Source organism: Vibrio salinus (assembly GCF_021272385.1).
Taxonomy (GTDB): domain Bacteria; phylum Pseudomonadota; class Gammaproteobacteria; order Enterobacterales; family Vibrionaceae; genus Vibrio; species Vibrio salinus.
Genome location: NZ_JAJSDZ010000009.1, coordinates 12226 through 29686, shown reverse-complemented (window position 1 = coordinate 29686; position 17461 = coordinate 12226). Strand labels below are relative to the sequence as shown.

14 protein-coding genes are annotated in these 17461 nt (G+C 41.7%); 9 read left to right on the top strand and 5 right to left on the bottom strand.

Features of this window, described 5'->3' with window-relative positions:
- Positions 1–15: 15 nt before the first annotated feature.
- Complete coding sequence (gene gspC / locus LRQ06_RS08130) at positions 16–900, bottom strand: type II secretion system protein GspC (RefSeq protein ID WP_232765872.1); 885 nt, start codon at positions 898–900, stop codon at positions 16–18.
- A 212-nt stretch (positions 901–1112) separates the two neighbouring features.
- On the opposite strand from gspC, the gene hslR reads away from it, so the two are divergent.
- From hslR to LRQ06_RS08110, 4 genes are all read left to right on the top strand, one after another.
- Positions 1113–1499, top strand: a complete 387-nt coding sequence (gene hslR / locus LRQ06_RS08125; protein WP_232765871.1) for a ribosome-associated heat shock protein Hsp15 — start codon at positions 1113–1115, stop codon at positions 1497–1499.
- 22 nt (positions 1500–1521) lie between these two features.
- The gene (gene hslO, locus LRQ06_RS08120; RefSeq protein WP_232765870.1) at positions 1522–2400 is read left to right on the top strand and encodes an Hsp33 family molecular chaperone HslO; all 879 of its coding nucleotides are present in this window, start codon (positions 1522–1524) and stop codon (positions 2398–2400) included.
- 358 nt (positions 2401–2758) lie between these two features.
- Positions 2759–4387: a phosphoenolpyruvate carboxykinase (ATP) gene (gene pckA / locus LRQ06_RS08115; protein WP_232765869.1), complete on the top strand. Its 1629-nt coding sequence runs from the start codon at positions 2759–2761 to the stop codon at positions 4385–4387.
- Between the two features lie 109 nt (positions 4388–4496).
- A complete protein-coding gene (locus tag LRQ06_RS08110; RefSeq protein WP_232765868.1) occupies positions 4497–6371 on the top strand; it encodes an AsmA family protein in 1875 nt (624 codons plus the stop codon).
- A 66-nt stretch (positions 6372–6437) separates the two neighbouring features.
- On the opposite strand, the gene LRQ06_RS08105 is transcribed toward LRQ06_RS08110, so the two are convergent.
- From LRQ06_RS08105 to LRQ06_RS08095, 3 genes are read right to left on the bottom strand one after another with little or no spacing between them, the layout of a single operon-like run.
- Positions 6438–7352, bottom strand: a complete 915-nt coding sequence (locus LRQ06_RS08105) for a bifunctional GNAT family N-acetyltransferase/hotdog fold thioesterase (protein WP_232765867.1) — start codon at positions 7350–7352, stop codon at positions 6438–6440.
- A gap of 41 nt (positions 7353–7393) precedes the next feature.
- Positions 7394–7828, bottom strand: a complete 435-nt coding sequence (gene dtd / locus LRQ06_RS08100) for a D-aminoacyl-tRNA deacylase (protein WP_232765866.1) — start codon at positions 7826–7828, stop codon at positions 7394–7396.
- On the bottom strand, positions 7800–8702 hold the full coding sequence (locus LRQ06_RS08095; RefSeq protein WP_373054825.1) for a virulence factor BrkB family protein: 903 nt from the start codon (positions 8700–8702) through the stop codon (positions 7800–7802). Before LRQ06_RS08095 ends, dtd begins: the two co-directional genes overlap by 29 nt.
- Positions 8703–8766: 64 nt before the next feature.
- Between LRQ06_RS08095 and LRQ06_RS08090 the strand changes: the two genes are divergently transcribed.
- Positions 8767–9408 carry a DUF2959 domain-containing protein gene (locus tag LRQ06_RS08090; RefSeq protein WP_232765864.1) on the top strand — a complete coding sequence of 214 codons (642 nt, stop codon included), beginning with the start codon at positions 8767–8769 and terminating at the stop codon, positions 9406–9408.
- A 54-nt stretch (positions 9409–9462) separates the two neighbouring features.
- Here LRQ06_RS08090 and typA read toward each other — a convergent pair whose 3' ends face one another.
- Positions 9463–11292 (bottom strand): translational GTPase TypA, encoded by a 1830-nt coding sequence (typA, locus tag LRQ06_RS08085; protein ID WP_232765863.1) that lies wholly within the window; start codon positions 11290–11292, stop codon positions 9463–9465.
- Positions 11293–11793: 501 nt separating this feature from the next.
- Between typA and glnA the strand changes: the two genes are divergently transcribed.
- The 4 genes from glnA (at position 11794) to add (ending at position 17128) form a co-directional block, all read left to right on the top strand.
- On the top strand, positions 11794–13203 hold the full coding sequence (glnA, locus tag LRQ06_RS08080) for a glutamate--ammonia ligase (RefSeq protein WP_232765862.1): 1410 nt from the start codon (positions 11794–11796) through the stop codon (positions 13201–13203).
- A gap of 315 nt (positions 13204–13518) precedes the next feature.
- Positions 13519–14589 (top strand): nitrogen regulation protein NR(II), encoded by a 1071-nt coding sequence (gene glnL / locus LRQ06_RS08075; RefSeq protein ID WP_238483973.1) that lies wholly within the window; start codon positions 13519–13521, stop codon positions 14587–14589.
- A 32-nt stretch (positions 14590–14621) separates the two neighbouring features.
- Positions 14622–16025, top strand: a complete 1404-nt coding sequence (glnG, locus tag LRQ06_RS08070) for a nitrogen regulation protein NR(I) (RefSeq protein WP_232765861.1) — start codon at positions 14622–14624, stop codon at positions 16023–16025.
- 101 nt (positions 16026–16126) lie between these two features.
- Positions 16127–17128 (top strand): adenosine deaminase, encoded by a 1002-nt coding sequence (gene add, locus LRQ06_RS08065; protein ID WP_232765860.1) that lies wholly within the window; start codon positions 16127–16129, stop codon positions 17126–17128.
- The last annotated feature ends 333 nt before the right edge of the window (positions 17129–17461 follow it).

Sequence of the window (17461 nt, the reverse complement as noted above, 5' to 3'; positions counted from 1 at the left end):
TAACTTTTAGCAAAGTTATAATTGAATACGAATTTCTTCCTGCTGACCATCCCGGTCAACAACAATATTTAGTTCCGGCGTCTGCATCATATTAGTCAATGCAGACATGATCGCTTTTTGGTCGGATATATTTATGCCATTAATTCTGGTCACCACATCACCAGATTTCAACGCCGTCTTTTCAAACAACAAATTCGACTTACCCGGCTCAATCTTATAGCCGGTAATCTGATCGTTTTCGCGAATTTCAAAAAAGCGCAAATAATGAAATATACGTCCTGGCTGAGACATAATCTCCTGTTTAACTCTATCAAGAGAATCAACCGGGGCTGGGGTAACAGCGACAGCGTTGTTTCCCGGCTTAAAATAGCCCGTATTTTTTACTAAATTGTCCCGTTCAGCCTGAGTCATATTACTGTCCAGAAGCAGAGTTTCGTCTCTTCCCGAATTATCTATAATGACTCTGTCAGCCAACACCGCTTTTAGTTTCGCCCGGGTTCGATCAATAGCATCACCAATACCATAGGTATCCTGTGAACCTTTAGACGCAATAATAGCCAGACTCTCCACTGACGATCGGGAAAAGACAATACCAACCAATTTTAAATTTAACTTCGTTTTAGGCGCGTGAGTATTTACAACCTCAGCAACGGCCTTAACTGGCTTTGTTTCTATACCAAAGAGATTTGCAGATCGTATTATATTCAGATCCACCGAACGTTCTTCAGCACCGATATTGACGGGTTGAGCCACCCACTTATCAACCGTGGTTGATGTGGCAGGCAGCCAAATCCAGGCTCCGATAAACCAGATACTCAGCATAATAAGCAAAGCAAATACACCGGAACTTACTTTTTGTTGATTCGCCTGGAGTTGCTGTAAAAGGGTAAGACAACGCAAAAACGCTTTTCCTTATCTGTAACAGTTCATAATAATGTGAGTAAAATTACGCATCTGGATAAAAACATACAAAAAGATTCATACAAAATGACGTTACATTGTATTTTTCACATAGTTTGAAGTAAAGATCAGTTCCCTTGAAAAAGACATTTTCAGCACCATTTAAACTGTTATATTTCTGTATGAACAGCTATTAGAGGAAAAAGCCACTAATGAGTTCCCCTGAAGAACCAATTCGGCTCGATAAATGGTTATGGGCCGCAAGATTTTATAAAACACGGTCAATTGCCCGGAATATGGTGGACGGGGGCAAAGTCCACTATAATGGTCAAAGAACAAAACCAAGTAAAATTGTAGAGTCCGGGGCAATAATTACGTTAAGACAAGGAAATGAAGAAAAAACCGTTGTTATTGAAAAATTATCCTCACAAAGGCGAGGAGCCCCGGAAGCACAAACACTTTACTCTGAAACAGAAGAAAGCATAAAAAAACGAGAATTGCATGCTTTACAACGAAAACTGAACGCTCATAACCCAAGCCCAGATCGCCGACCTGATAAAAAACAGAGACGCGACATCATTAAGTTCAAACATCAATAAATCAATGCCGGAGTTTCCTTAAATGGCGAAGAATGTATTACACCGCTACCTTTTTGAAGATTTATCAGTACGAGGCGAACTGGTTCAGCTCGATGATACCTACCAGCAAATTCTGTCCAGTACAGACTACCCAGCCCCGGTAAAAACATTACTTGGTGAGCTATTAGTCGCCACAACGCTTCTGACGGCAACAATTAAATTCGAAGGCTCAATCACATTGCAGCTTCAGGGTGATGGTCCGGTATCCGTCGCGGTTATCAATGGTAATAATAACCAGCAAGTACGCGGTGTAGCCCGCTGGGAAGGCGAATTAGCCGACGATGCATCCTTGCACGATATGATGGGAAAAGGACAGCTGATCATTACAATCGAACCCAAACAAGGTGAACGCTATCAGGGGATTGTTGCTCTGGAAGGAAAAAATCTGGCGGAAGTTCTGGAAAGCTATTTTGAGCGTTCAGAACAATTAAAAACACGATTATGGATTCGCACCGACACAAGAAATTATGACGTACCACAAGCCGCCGGTATGCTGTTACAGATCGTGCCTGACGGTAAAGGAAACGATAATGACTTTGAGCATCTGGAGCAACTGACGGCAACCATAAAAAGTGAAGAGTTATTTACGCTTGATGCTCAGGAATTACTGTACCGGCTTTATAATCAGGAAAGAGTTCAACTGTTCCATCCTAACCAAGTTAAGTTCTTGTGTGGCTGTTCCCGGGAACGAAGTGAGTCCGCCATTCTGACTTTAGACAAAAATGAAGTGTTCGATATTCTGAAAGAGCAGGGGAAATTATCCCTTCATTGTGATTATTGCGGCACGACATACCACTTTGAAAAAAACGAGATTGAGCAACTTATCACCAGTCAAGAGAAAAACACCAACACATTACATTAAGAATAATCCACCAAATTTAAAAAAGGCCAGATATAATCCTGGTCTTTTTGATCTTTAAATAACAAAAAAAAGAAATAAAAGACTGGCGTACGGTATATTTATTTCGTATAAATTAAAAGAAAATAAAAATTTCGTCTATTTTTCTACACATAGTTTATTCTAGATCAATTTGCAAAAAGTGGTCAGAAAAACATGTGATATAAGGCAAATTTATGTAAAAAAATCATGGTTATTTTTTGAACCAGATCTCTGTTTCGGTTTCCGCACGTTGATAGGATTTGCCCCAGATGAAGATAAAACTTTCAAAACTTTCAAAACTTCCAAAATTAAATTCCCTACAATTTTATAAGGAGCACCTATGACTGTTATGGAACAAAATAAGGCTGCACAATTAGATCTAAGCCAATATGGTATCACCAATGTTGCTGAGATCGTTAGAAACCCAAGTTACGACGTACTTTTTGCCGAAGAAACCAAAGATGGTTTGGAAGGCTATGAAAAAGGTGTAGTAACTGAACTTGGCGCAGTGGCTGTTGATACTGGTATCTTTACCGGCCGTTCTCCAAAAGATAAATTCATTGTTAAAGATGACACGACTAAAGACACTATGTGGTGGACATCTGAACACGCTAAAAACGATAACAAACCAACTACTCAAGCGGTTTGGAATGAACTGAAAACATTAGTAACTGGTCAGCTTTCAAACAAACGTCTGTTTGTTGTTGACTGCTACTGTGGTGCAAACCCTGATACTCGTCTTTGTGTACGTTTCATCACTGAAGTTGCATGGCAGGCTCACTTCGTAACTAACATGTTCATCCGTCCTTCAGAAGAAGAACTGAAATCTTTTGAACCAACTTTCGTTGTAATGAATGGTGCAAAATGCACTAACAGCAAATGGAAAGAACACGGCCTTCACTCAGAAAACTTCACTGTGTTTAACCTGACTGAACGCATGCAAGTTATCGGTGGTACATGGTACGGCGGCGAAATGAAAAAAGGCATTTTCGCTATGATGAACTACTTCTTGCCACTTAAAGACATTGCAGCAATGCACTGTTCTGCGAACATGGGCAAAGACGGCGATGTTGCTATCTTCTTCGGCCTGTCAGGTACTGGTAAAACTACACTGTCTACCGATCCCAAACGCGCTCTTATCGGTGATGATGAACACGGTTGGGATGACGAAGGTGTATTTAACTTCGAAGGCGGTTGCTATGCGAAAACTATCAACCTGTCTAAAGAAGCAGAACCTGATATCTACAATGCAATCCGTCGTGACGCACTGCTAGAAAACGTAACAGTACTGACTGATGGTTCTATCGACTTTGATGATGGTTCTAAAACAGAAAACACTCGTGTTTCTTACCCAATTCATCACATTGAAAACATTGTTAAGCCGGTGTCTAAAGGTGGCGCAGCTCAGAAAGTTATCTTCCTTTCAGCAGACGCATTCGGTGTACTACCACCAGTATCTAAACTGACAGCAGAACAAACTAAATATCACTTCCTATCAGGTTTCACTGCTAAACTAGCTGGTACTGAACGTGGTATCACAGAACCAACTCCAACATTCTCTGCATGTTTTGGCGCTGCGTTCCTGACACTACACCCAACTAAATACGCTGAAGTACTGGTTAAACGTATGGAAGCTGCTGGCGCAGAAGCTTATCTGGTTAACACAGGTTGGAACGGTACCGGTAAACGTATCTCAATCAAAGATACTCGCGGTATCATCGATGCTATCCTTGATGGTTCAATCGATAAAGCTCAAACCAAACAAGTGCCAATCTTCAACCTAGAAGTACCAACTGCACTTCCAGGTGTTGATCCAGCAATTCTGGACCCTCGTGACACTTATGTAGACCCTCTACAATGGGAAAGCAAAGCAAAAGATCTGGCAACTCGCTTCATCAACAACTTCGAGAAATACACTGATAATGCTGAAGGTAAATCTCTGGTTGCTGCTGGTCCTCAGCTAGACTAAGCGTCAAATCGCAATAAATATTAAAAAAGCCCCTAAAGGGGCTTTTTTTTTGATCGAAGCTATTCTATGTTGGTTTATCTGTAGATAAAACAACGGCCAAGAAGGCGAAATGAAAAAGTTATCGTATCTGTTGCTCATCATCTTAGTCTCAATCGTGACCCTTTCATCTGCTTCTTTCGCTATTGTTTTAACTCACCCGAACTATCTTACGCCAATAATCAACTGGTTAGGTCAACGATATATCTCTCCAGATCTTCATATTACCAGTGCCAGATATGTTTACCCAAGAGAACTACAGCTAAGACAGGTAGAACATAATGGTGAGAAAAACAGCGATATTACTATTTGGTTCAACAACACACTACCCGGTTCATTACGTCATTTATCCGTCGATACCATACTGATTTCAGACATGGACCTATCAGGAAAATCCTCTCTGTATAAGACAATTCAGAAACTTCACCCTCATCAGATTTCATTAAAAAACATCAACATCGAAGGGAAGCAATTTAACTTAAAGAATGCCAATCTACAGATTAAAAAACCAGACTGGAGTGGGCATACGTTATTACCTTATGGGCAGATACAACTTCAGAGTAAACAGGTAACCGCTGGTTCGATGACTTTCAATCATGTATTACTGGATGTGGATTATTATCAAAATGAAAGTCAGATATACGGTTTATCGTTTCGCTTAAATAATGCGGAAATCGCTATTCAGGCTGAAAAAGCGAGAGATAATAACTGGCATATTAGCTCTCTGACCGCTAACCACTTGAACTTAACCACTCAGCTTTTTGAAAAACTAAAAGCGGAAAATACCAAAAGCCGCTGGCACGTATCCTCAATTGCAAGAATAGACCTTCTCAATTCGTCTTTTTCAAATCAGGATCTGAGCATCAGTAATCTGTCACTTTCTGCTGAAAATATAACACCAGACCAGTGGCATATCTGGTCACAAAACGGACTCACCATTTCCGCCTCTGCGGAAGGATTGTCATACGCAGGGAAACTGTGGGTAGAACCCATTCTTACAGCCGAAATACAAGCTGGAACGGTTCATGTAAAAGAACTGTCTGCGAAGCTTGGTGATGGCTATCTGAGCGTATCCGCAGATCTGACACCTGACTCAATGAGCATTCAGAATCTCAGAGCTGACAACATTAAATATTATTTAGAATCTGATCATTACCTTCCCGAGAGTTTTGATTTCCCGGTTTCCAACCTATCAATCGAAAATTTGCAACTTAGAAACAGCCAGATTCTGCAAATAGCCACTCATCCTTATTGGCAGTTGTCCGGTGTAAACATGGATGTAAATAAAGCGACACTCCGAAAACAGGGAGAGTGGCGATTGTGGCAAGGTTCTGTTGAGCTTTCTGCGAATAATGCCAGCTATGGGGATCTAAAAGGAACTCAGGCCATTTTGCAAATGCACAGCCAAAACCACATCTGGTACCTTGACCGGTTATTCTCACCACTACGAAAAGGATACATTGACTTACGAGGTGTCTGGCACTTTGCACCAGACCAGGGCAACTGGAATCTGAACCTGAATACCGACAGCTTTCCGGTTCAGACAATGCTGAAATATCTGGATTTACCCATTGCTATCTCCGGCTTAGCCGATATTTCACTAAATGTCCGGGGGTTAACCGGCAATAAAAAGATCATCAGCCAGACACTAACCGGTAATGCCGATGTCGATCTGAGAGAAGGAGCCTTAACAATATCAGACGACAAAAAGCCAATGAACCACCCCTTCACACTGGACAATCTTAATCTGACAAGTCAAAGAGGATTGATCACTATCCCACCGGCCAATCTTACCAGTCCATCAATGACATCCACTCTTTCAGGTCTCATCGATCTGGATCACTGGAAGAAGGGCAAACTCCAGCTTTCCATCACACCATCCAACTGTAAAACCATCAATCTTAATTTATTGGAAACGAAAAGCATTCAGGCGGAGTGCCATCAATAATTTCTCAGATAACGGAATCATCCCACCGGATTATCTGCAAGAGAGGACTCAGATTAATCACATATCCTAAGAAATCAAATCTTTATAATTTGGCATTAACATGTAAGTGCCAACAAATTCAACAGCCGCAACGTCTCCACTATATATAGTCACATTGACAATGATTCTTGCCTTTCTGCCTGATTTTAAGCGGTCCAAATCGCCACTGATATCATCCAGACTGGTCGAAGCTACCGGGGGCTCTGTTATCGGACTCCGGTACCGGATATGACTGTCAGCCAGAACCACATCCCCTTTTAAATTGCGCTCTCTCATCAATAACCAGGCCATTCCCCACCCGGTTAAGGTTGCAAGGGTAAAAGCAGAACCGGCAAACATCGTATTATGTGGATTGATATTTGGATTGACCGGTGAAGAACATTCAAACTCGTACCCGGTATACTGGCTTATTTTTATTCCCATTTTTTCACTGATAGGAATTTGCTCATTCCACCGGTTTTGTAAATCCGTACACCATTCCGGTTTTCTTTGCACCGATGACATGAGATCCAACGGTTTCACCATTTGTTGGTGTTTGACTGTTCCTTGAGCATCGCTCAATTCACCTCGTCTCTCAAAACCGTTTTTTTCATAAAAGGGAATTGCTTGCTCTCTGGCCCTACAAACTAACCTCTTGGCGCCTTCCTTTCTTGCCAGAGACTCAAGCGTTACAAGCAACAACGATCCCATTCCACGGTTTCTGCGATTCGCCTTAACCGCCATATAGCGAACCTGCCCTTCGCAATCAGGCGTAATATACAATCGGCCAATGGCCATCGGTCTGCCCCGGCTATCTACAATCATCCGGTGATGACTCATAACATCATATTCATCTTTTTCAGACCCGACGGGAAGGTGCCAGGGTTCTCTCAGCATTTGCCAACGAAACTGATAATATTTTTTCAGCTGATTTTCCGTTGTAGGGTTGATAATTTTAAACATGATTTTTCCTTTAAGTCATGAAGCTAATTCCCTTAGCTAACTTATACCTGAAGCCAGAATGTTACAGGCCCATCATTAACCAACGATACCTTCATATCAGCAGCAAAGACACCATTTTTAGTAGGGAGATAATGCCGGCATTGATCAGAAAAGAATTCATACAGGTTATTCGCATCAGCAGGGTCGGCCCCTCTTGAAAATCCGGCACGGGTTCCTTTTTTCGTATCCGCCGGAAGCGTAAACTGTGAGACAACAAGTAACTCACCATTCACCTGCTGAACATTCAGGTTCATTTTACCCTGTTCATCTTCAAAAACCCGGTAAGTAGAGACCCTTTCAGCAAGACGTCTGGCCTTTGCTTCATCATCCCCTTTTTCAACGCCTAACAGAACAAGTAATCCTTTTTCTATTTCACCAACTATTTCATTATCCACTTTAACCGAGGCTTCACTTACTCTTTGTATCAGCGCTATCACTACTATCCCTATCTTGCTTCGTATCATTCTCTTCGGCAGAGTTTACCATGTTTACTGCCCAATGTTCCTTTTCACCCATGGAAGCCGTGACTTCAGCACCAATCAAAACAATAATCCAACACAGATAAACCCAGACAAAGAGAATCGGAATAGCCGCAAGCGCTCCGTATATCAGCTGATAAGAAGGAAAATGCGTCACATAGAGTGAAAAACAGACTTTGCTCAGTTCAAACAACACAGCGGCAACAAAAGCGCCGGTTGCGGCATGTGAAATATAAATTCGTTTATTAGGCACCACCAGATATAAGCCGCAAAAAGCAAAAAAGGAAAGTAAAAAAGGCAGCTTAGATAGCAATAAATGATAAGCTCCGGTCAGGGTTTCACTCTCCAGTATTTTCAGGGAAGTGATGTAAGAAGAAACGGCAAGGCTGGCACCAACTAAAATAGGCCCCAGAGTCAGCGCCATCCAGTACATAGAAAAAGAAAAAACCCAACGTCTTTTTTTTGTTGTTCGCCAGATAACGTTCAGACTTTTATCAATATTTGATATCAGCATGATTGCCGTTACAAACAAAAAAGTGCCGCCAAGTGCCGTCATTTTCCCCGTGTTAGCAACAAAGCTTTGTAGGGCATGACTGACGGCATCCCCGGCTGCAGGCACAAAATTGTCGATAACAAACTTATGAATCACCTCACTCGCATCACTAAATGCCGATACCGAGGAAAATACCGAAATCAAAACGGTCATCATCGGCACAAGAGACAACAAAGTAATATAAGCTAAATATCCCGCACTAACGTTAATTCTGTCTTTTGAGATTCTATAATATGTATAGTTGAGACAAGAGAGCACTTGTCTGAATCGATGTGGTATGTTCACGCTATCTCCAAAACTCTGGAATCTTATTCTAGTATATAAATCTTAAAAGGATCATGAAATGCGCCAGTTACTAATTTGCTTGTCTCTTATCACGGTCTTAACCGGATGCCAGTCCGCCTATTATTCGGCCATGGAAAAAGTGGGTTACCACAAAAGAGAAATCATGGTCGATCGTGTTGAAGATGCTCAGACGGCGCAAAAACGGGCCCAGAAAGAATTCCAGTCTGCTTACCAACAACTAAAAAAGCTGACAAACTATCATGGCGGAGATTTGGAAGAAATGTATGACCATATCCACTCAGAATATGAAAAAAGTTCGGATGCCGTCGAGAATGTTCAAAGCCGGAGAGCTGCTATTGAAGATGTTGCCGATGCGTTATTCAGGGAATGGCATCAGGAACTCAGTGAGTACACAGATCAGACATTGCGCCAAAAAAGTGAAATACAGTTAAAAGCAACCCGGAAATCTTATCGTACCATGCTAACAGCAATGAAAAGAGCAGAAAGAAAAATGGTACCGGTGTTAAATACACTTCGAGATAACACTTTGTACTTAAAACATAACTTAAACGCGAGTGCTATTACCTCACTGAAAAGCGAATTTTCAGATTTACAGGATGATATTCAACGAGCAATTAATCAGATGAATATCGCCATTGATGAATCTGATAAATTTATCAAAGAAATAGACCCCAAATAAAAGGAGCTGATGTTCAGCTCCCTCTTTCTATAACATCAATCTGATTAAGATAGCTTATTTTTCACCACGATAAGCACGTTTACGATCGTTTTCGGTCAGATGTTTCTTACGAATACGGATACTTTCAGGGGTTACTTCAACCAACTCATCATCATCAATAAACTCAAGAGCCTGTTCCAGAGTATATTTAATCGCAGGAGAAAGAACCTGAGCCTCATCCGTTCCGGAAGCACGAACGTTAGTTAATTGTTTACCTTTCAGACAGTTAACCGTTAAGTCATTTGAACGGTTGTGAATACCGATGATCTGACCTTCATACACTTCATCAGCGTGCTCAGTAAACAGACGACCACGCTCCTGAAGGTTAAACAGCGCATAAGTCAAAGCCTTACCAGTCGCATTAGAAATCAATACGCCGTTATTACGCTGGCCAATAGTACCGCCTTTATAAGGGCCATAGTGATCAAATGTATGGTAAAGCAGACCAGAACCGGAGGTTAATGTCATAAATTCAGTTTGGAAACCGATTAGACCACGGGATGGCATAATAAAGTCCATACGAACACGACCTTTACCATCTGGAGACATATCTTTCAGTTCACCTTTACGGATACCAATGTTTTCCATGATACCACCCTGATGCTCTTCAAGAACGTCGATGGTCACTGTTTCAAATGGTTCTTGCATCTGACCATTTTCTTCTTTCAGAATAACTTCTGGTCGAGACACAGCAAGCTCAAAACCTTCACGACGCATGTTCTCAATCAGGATAGAAAGGTGAAGTTCACCTCGACCTGAAACACGGAATTTATCCGGGTCATCAGTTTGTTCAACACGCAAGGCAACGTTATGGACTAATTCTTTTTCCAGACGTTCAAGAATATTACGAGAAGTAACAAACTTGCCTTCTTTACCCGCAAACGGAGAAGTGTTTACCTGGAATGTCATGGTTACTGTTGGTTCATCAACAGACAAAGCTGGTAACGCTTCCAAAGTGTTAATATCACAAATCGTATCTGAAATTTTCAGCTCACCCAATCCGGTTATCGCAACAATATCGCCGGCTGTTGCCTGATCGATTTCATGACGTTCAAGACCCAGATAGCCCAGCACAGTCCCGACTTTACCGTTACGTTTTTTACCATCAGCACCAATAACAGAAACCTGTTGATTCGGCTTAACAGTTCCACGAGTCACGCGACCAACCCCGATAACACCGACATAAGAACTGTAATCAAGCTGAGAGATCTGCATTTGAAGCGGACCGGTTAAATCGACTTCAGGTGGGTTCACTTCCTCAACGATAGTCTGGAACAACGGTTCCATATTATCGCCTTCTTCGCCCTCTTCCATCGTAGCCCAACCATTCAGTGCTGATGCATACACCACTTTAAAGTCTAACTGTTCATCAGATGCACCCAGATTATCAAACAGATCAAAGACCTGATCCATAACCCAATCTGGACGAGCGCCCGGACGGTCAATTTTGTTAATCACCACAATAGGCTTCAAACCATAGTTAAACGCTTTCTGAGTAACAAAACGGGTTTGAGGCATAGGGCCGTCAACTGCATCAACAATAAGAAGGACAGAGTCAACCATCGACATGATACGTTCAACTTCACCACCGAAGTCGGCGTGTCCCGGGGTGTCAACGATGTTGATATGGTAGTCATTCCAGTTAATCGCTGTATTTTTCGCAAGAATCGTGATACCACGTTCCTTCTCGATATCATTCGAGTCCATGACCCGCTCTTCGATTTCACCACGTGACTGCAGTGTTCCAGATTGCTGTAACAATTTGTCCACCAGCGTTGTTTTACCGTGGTCAACGTGTGCGATGATCGCGATATTTCTTAATTTCTCTATCTTTTGAGTAGTCATGGAGTATTCATCACTTAAATATCAACAACTTAGCTAAAATAATCTGGCTAAATCGAAAATTACATTAAAAATCGGTCAATAATGTACCAGATTTTGACGAAAAACCCAGAAATATGTGATCTTAATCAGTATTATTTTTTGCTTGTTTAATACATTGGTTGACTTTAAACAAACAGATATGGAATCGTCATTATTCTGTATTGACAACCTGCCTATTATTAGGGCTGAATAATATCTGTTTTGACGTTTATTGGTGCAAGGTAGATTTTTTTGCACTAATAATGTGCGTTCGATGATCATTTTAGTGCAATGCTTGGCACAGAAACTTATCGAAATAAAGCTAAGACATTGAATTAAAAGGATTTGATTTTATGGCACGATTTTGGCTTATTTATCAATAGTAACAGATTAATCAAGAAGTTGAGATGTAATCGTTACCAGATATTTAATTTGTCTCGAATCGAGCTTTTACCAAATTTTTAACACTGGAGGTTATCCAAGATGTCAGTAGAAAATGTTCTATCGCTGATCCAAGAAAACGAAGTTAAATTCGTCGACCTACGCTTTACTGATACTAAAGGTAAAGAACAACACGTATCTATTCCTAGTCACCAAGTCGATGCTGATTTCTTCGAAGATGGTAAAATGTTCGATGGTTCTTCAGTTGCTGGCTGGAAAGGCATTAACGAATCTGACATGATTCTGATGCCAGATGCATCAACAGCAGTACTTGACCCGTTCACAGAAGAAGTTACTTTAAATGTACGTTGTGACATTCTTGAACCGGCAACAATGAAAGGTTATGACCGCGACCCTCGTTCTATCGCACTACGTGCAGAAGAGTACATGCGTTCAACAGGCATTGCAGATACCGTTCTTTTTGGCCCTGAACCAGAATTCTTCCTGTTTGAAGATGTTAAATATTCTTCAGGTATGTCAGGTTCTATGTACTCAATCGATGACAGCGAAGCGGCGTGGAACTCAAGCACCGACTACGAAGGTGGTAACAAAGGTCACCGTCCAGGCGTTAAAGGTGGTTACTTCCCGGTTGCTCCAGTTGATTCATCTCAGGATGTCCGTTCAGCAATGTGTCTGATCATGGAAGAAATGGGGCTTGTTGTTGAAGCACACCACCACGAAGTGGCAACTGCGGGTCAGAATGAAATCGCTACCCGTTTTAACACAATGACATTGAAAGCTGATGAAACTCAGATTCTGAAATATGTTATTCATAATGTTGCTGATGCCTACGGAAAAACAGCGACATTTATGCCTAAACCATTAGTTGGTGATAACGGTTCTGGTATGCACTGTCACCAATCTTTGGGTAAAGATGGCGTAAACCTGTTCTCCGGAGATAAATACGGCGGTCTTTCTGAACTGGCTCTGTACTACATTGGTGGTATCATCAAACATGCTCGTGCAATCAATGCATTTGCTAACGCTTCAACTAACTCATACAAACGTCTTGTACCTGGGTTCGAAGCACCAGTAATGCTTGCTTATTCAGCACGTAACCGTTCTGCTTCTATCCGTATCCCAGTGGTACCAAGTCCTAAAGCAGCTCGTATCGAAGTTCGTTTCCCTGATCCAACAGCAAACCCATACCTGGCATTCTCTGCAATGTTGATGGCGGGTCTTGACGGAATCAAAAACAAAATTCACCCTGGAGACGCCGCAGATAAAGACCTTTATGATCTACCTGCTGAAGAAGCACTGAAAATCCCAACAGTAGCGGAATCTCTGGAACAAGCACTTGGTTGTCTTGACGAAGATCGCGCATTCCTGACTGAAGGTGGCGTATTCTCTGATGATTTCATCGATTCTTATATTGCTCTGAAATCTGAAGAAGTCGTGAAACTAAACATGTCAACTCACCCTGTTGAGTTTGAAATGTACTACTCTTGCTAAGGCAAAAATAGTCAACTAACGTCTAAGCCCTGATTTATCAGGGCTTTTTTATATTATCAACCACATCAAATCCCAGCGAATTCTCGGCATTGTGCAATGCTGGATAAACCTCACCTTTTTAGAACATTTCAGGCAAGATAATTGCATTATTAGTAATTATTAATTAGCGCATTTTCAAAAATATTTATATTTCAGACAGATTTAGACGAATTCTTTATAAAAGTCATTCATATCGGGTATCTCTGTCTTTGTAATACAATAAAATTGCGCCATACTAACAGATAACAATGCACCATTATCGTGCAGTGCATTATTATGGAACACAAGGTATATCTGGTGAACAATGAACTGAGTGCAACAATATTAAATAATATTGTCACATCCACATTAATTTTGGATGAAGCGTTGTGTGTACGATATGCAAATCCAGCAGCGGAACAGCTTTTTTCTCAAAGCGCAAAGCGAATTATCGATCAGCCTTTATCCAACTTAATTCAGCATGCCTCAATGGATTTGGCATTGTTGTCTCAACCATTACAAAGTGGACAAAGCATCACGGACAGTGATGTAACTTTTGTTGTAGATGGTAAGCCTTTGATGTTGGAAGTCACGGTCAGTCCGCTAGCCTGGGATAAGCGTTTAATGTTATTGGTCGAGATGAGAAAAATTGGTCAGCAACGCCGGCTAAGTCAGGAACTGAACCAACACGCCCAACAACAAGCCGCGAAGCTATTGGTCAGAGGGCTGGCCCATGAGATCAAGAACCCTCTGGGAGGCCTCAGAGGTGCAGCTCAGTTACTGGAGCGCATGCTACCAGACCAGTCACTCACAGAATACACTCAAATCATTATTGAACAGGCAGACAGGCTAAGAGCTCTGGTTGATAGATTGCTTGGTCCACAAAAACCCGGTAAGAAGCATTCAGAGAATCTGCACCAAATCCTTGAAAAAGTCAGACAGTTAGTTGAACTGGAAACTAATACGAACCTAATTATTGAGAGAGACTACGATCCCAGTCTGCCAAATATAATGATGGATACAGACCAGATCGAACAGGCACTTCTTAACATTGTAAGTAATGCAGCGCAGATTTTATCATCTCAACCTCATGGAAAAATCATCCTACGCACAAGAACGGTGCATCAGGCCAATATCCATGGTCAAAGACATAAACTCGTTGCAAGAATAGAAATCATCGATAATGGGCCGGGAATACCACACGAATTACAAGATACTTTGTTTTATCCTATGGTAAGCGGCAGAGAAGGAGGGACAGGATTAGGTCTTTCCATTTCCCAGAATCTAATAGACCAGCACAACGGAAAAATTGACGTAGAAAGCTGGCCAGGCAGAACAACATTCACAATCTATCTGCCAATAAGTTAAGACAAAGTATTTGCTTTTGAGGAACGAAAATTATGAGTAAAGGATACGTTTGGGTTGTAGATGATGATAGTTCTATACGTTGGGTTATGGAAAAAACGCTATCGTCTGCCGATATTAAGTGTGAAACTTTTTCAGATGCCGAAAGCGTTTTAATGGCTCTGGAAAGAGAATCTCCAGACGTATTGGTGTCTGATATTCGTATGCCTGGTATTGATGGTATAGAGCTACTAAATCAGGTTCACAGTCGCTCTCCGGACCTTCCTGTCATCATAATGACCGCTCACTCAGACTTAGATGCAGCAGTTAATGCCTATCAGAAAGGCGCATTTGAGTATTTACCGAAACCATTTGATGTCGATGAAACTCTGACACTGGTTGAAAGAGCCATTTCTCACGGGCAGGAACAGAAAAAAGAGCATTCTTCACACCTCGTTATTCCGGATAACGCTCCGGAGATCATCGGTGAAGCCCCAGCTATGCAGGAAGTCTTCCGGGCGATTGGACGCTTATCCCGTTCCTCAATATCCGTTCTTATCAATGGAGAATCCGGTACCGGTAAAGAGTTAGTTGCCCATGCGTTACACCGGCATAGTCCCAGAGCACAAAAACCTTTTATTGCATTAAATATGGCAGCAATCCCTAAGGATCTGATCGAATCCGAACTTTTTGGGCATGAGAAAGGGGCGTTTACCGGCGCAAGTAATGTCAGACAAGGCCGTTTTGAACAGGCGAATGGCGGTACTCTGTTTCTGGATGAAATCGGCGATATGCCTCTGGATATCCAAACCCGTTTACTTCGGGTACTTGCCGACGGTCAGTTCTATCGGGTCGGAGGACATTCCGCCATTAAAGTTGACGTTCGAATTGTCGCAGCCACACACCAAAACCTTGAAAAACTGGTTCATCAGGGTAAATTCCGTGAAGATTTATTTCACCGTTTGAATGTCATTCGTATCCAGATCCCAGCCTTGCGGGAAAGACGGCAGGATATTGAAAAATTAACCAAACACTTTCTCGCACAAGCTGCAGAAGAACTAGGGGTTGAAATGAAAACACTTCAGCCCAAAACACTGGAAATTCTCAATCGTCTCGACTGGCCCGGGAATGTTCGTCAGCTGGAAAATATGTGTCGTTGGCTCACGGTCATGGCGACCGGTTCAGAAGTATTACCCAGTGATCTGCCCTCCGAATTATTGGCCGAGAAAAAAAATGTCGATCTGGAAGGTGATACAACGTGGCAGCAACAATTGGAAAGCTGGGCCAAATCAGCTCTGGCTTCAGGTCAGACAGAATTATTGTCGTACGCCCTCCCAGAATTTGAACGCATTTTACTGGAGGCTGCTCTTAATCATACCAACGGACACAAACAAGATGCCGCTAAGGTATTAGGCTGGGGAAGAAATACCTTAACAAGGAAACTCAAAGAGCTTTACTAATTTAATCCTATTCACACAAGTCAGCTCTTATTTGATAAGAGCTGACATAACCAGTAATGGCCTCTATACTTGCAGCTAAAACTTATAGAAGCTGAAAATAAATGTACGATCCTCAACTCCCACTTACCGATCTCCATCGTCATCTGGATGGAAATATCCGAGCCAGAACCATCCTGGAGCATGCCCGAAAATTTAATATTGAACTACCAGCAGAAGAACTATCTGAACTGATACCTTATGTTCAGGTGGTCGAGAATGCTCCATCGCTGGTCGAATTTTTATCAAAATTGGATTGGGGAGTAAAAACTCTGGGTGACCTGGAAGCATGCCGGAGAGTCGCTTATGAAAATGTTGAGGATTTAGTTTTTGCCGGTATCGATTACGCGGAGCTCAGATTCTCTCCCTACTATATGGCAATGGAGCACTCCTTACCTTTAGAAGGTGTTGTAGAAGCAGTCATAGATGGTGTGACGTCCGGTATAAAAGATTTTAGAATAAAAGCGAACCTGATTGGCATCATGAGTCGGACATTTGGCTCAGAAGCCTGCCATAACGAATTAGATGCCATTCTAGCCTATAAGCAGTCTTTCTCAGCCATTGATCTGGCAGGCGATGAATTAGGAAAACCGGGATATTTATTTAGCGAACATTTTGCTAAGGTCAGACAAACAGATCTTCAAATTACTATCCATGCCGGTGAAGCCGCCGGACCGGAAAGCATATGGCAAGCGATTAGAGAATTAGGTGCAACAAGGATTGGTCATGGTGTTAATGCCATCTATGATGAAAAATTGATGGATCACTTAGCCAAAAATAAAATTGGTATCGAATCATGCTTAACGTCAAATATTCAGACCAGCACAATCTCATGCTATGAAGAACACCCTCTCAAAGAATTTTTAAATCATGGGGTCCTTGCATCACTCAACACTGATGATCCGGCAGTTGAAGGTATCGAGCTAAAACACGAATACCAAATTGCGGCACCCAAAGCCAGATTAACTTCAGAAGATATTGCGCAGTTACAAAAAAATGGCATAACAATGAGTTTTCTATCAGAGCAGGATAAAAAAGAATTATTAGATAAGGTAAAAAATAAGTAAATTTGAAAGTTTAATACCGGACAATTCTGATCAATAACTGTTGAGTAGTCCGATACTTTTTGTGACAGGTGAGTCTGATGATGATGGGGTATTCTCTCCACTTATTTCCAGCCCCCGACTCAATGGACCGTCCGGCAATCTACCGGGGTTTCTTCTGGTGCTTTTCTGATACTTCTTTACCTGTCGCGTAAAAATCGCTTTTCATATAAAAGATGCTGTAAGCAAATAATCCGGTCATATCTGTGTCTCCTGATGTATGTTGTAAGTCTCTTTCGTCTACGGGATTAAATATAGATCTACATCACACTAAATGCAATACTTATTTTATTTTTA

Coding starts and splice junctions, on each gene's coding strand:
- hslR (WP_232765871.1), top strand. CDS start 1,113: ATGAGTTCCCCTGAAGAACCAATTCGGCTCGATAAATGGTTATGGGCC.
- hslO (WP_232765870.1), top strand. CDS start 1,522: ATGGCGAAGAATGTATTACACCGCTACCTTTTTGAAGATTTATCAGTA.
- pckA (WP_232765869.1), top strand. CDS start 2,759: ATGACTGTTATGGAACAAAATAAGGCTGCACAATTAGATCTAAGCCAA.
- LRQ06_RS08110 (WP_232765868.1), top strand. CDS start 4,497: ATGAAAAAGTTATCGTATCTGTTGCTCATCATCTTAGTCTCAATCGTG.
- LRQ06_RS08105 (WP_232765867.1), bottom strand. CDS start 7,352: ATGTTTAAAATTATCAACCCTACAACGGAAAATCAGCTGAAAAAATAT.
- LRQ06_RS08090 (WP_232765864.1), top strand. CDS start 8,767: ATGCGCCAGTTACTAATTTGCTTGTCTCTTATCACGGTCTTAACCGGA.
- typA (WP_232765863.1), bottom strand. CDS start 11,292: ATGACTACTCAAAAGATAGAGAAATTAAGAAATATCGCGATCATCGCA.
- glnA (WP_232765862.1), top strand. CDS start 11,794: ATGTCAGTAGAAAATGTTCTATCGCTGATCCAAGAAAACGAAGTTAAA.
- glnL (WP_238483973.1), top strand. CDS start 13,519: ATGGAACACAAGGTATATCTGGTGAACAATGAACTGAGTGCAACAATA.
- glnG (WP_232765861.1), top strand. CDS start 14,622: ATGAGTAAAGGATACGTTTGGGTTGTAGATGATGATAGTTCTATACGT.
- add (WP_232765860.1), top strand. CDS start 16,127: ATGTACGATCCTCAACTCCCACTTACCGATCTCCATCGTCATCTGGAT.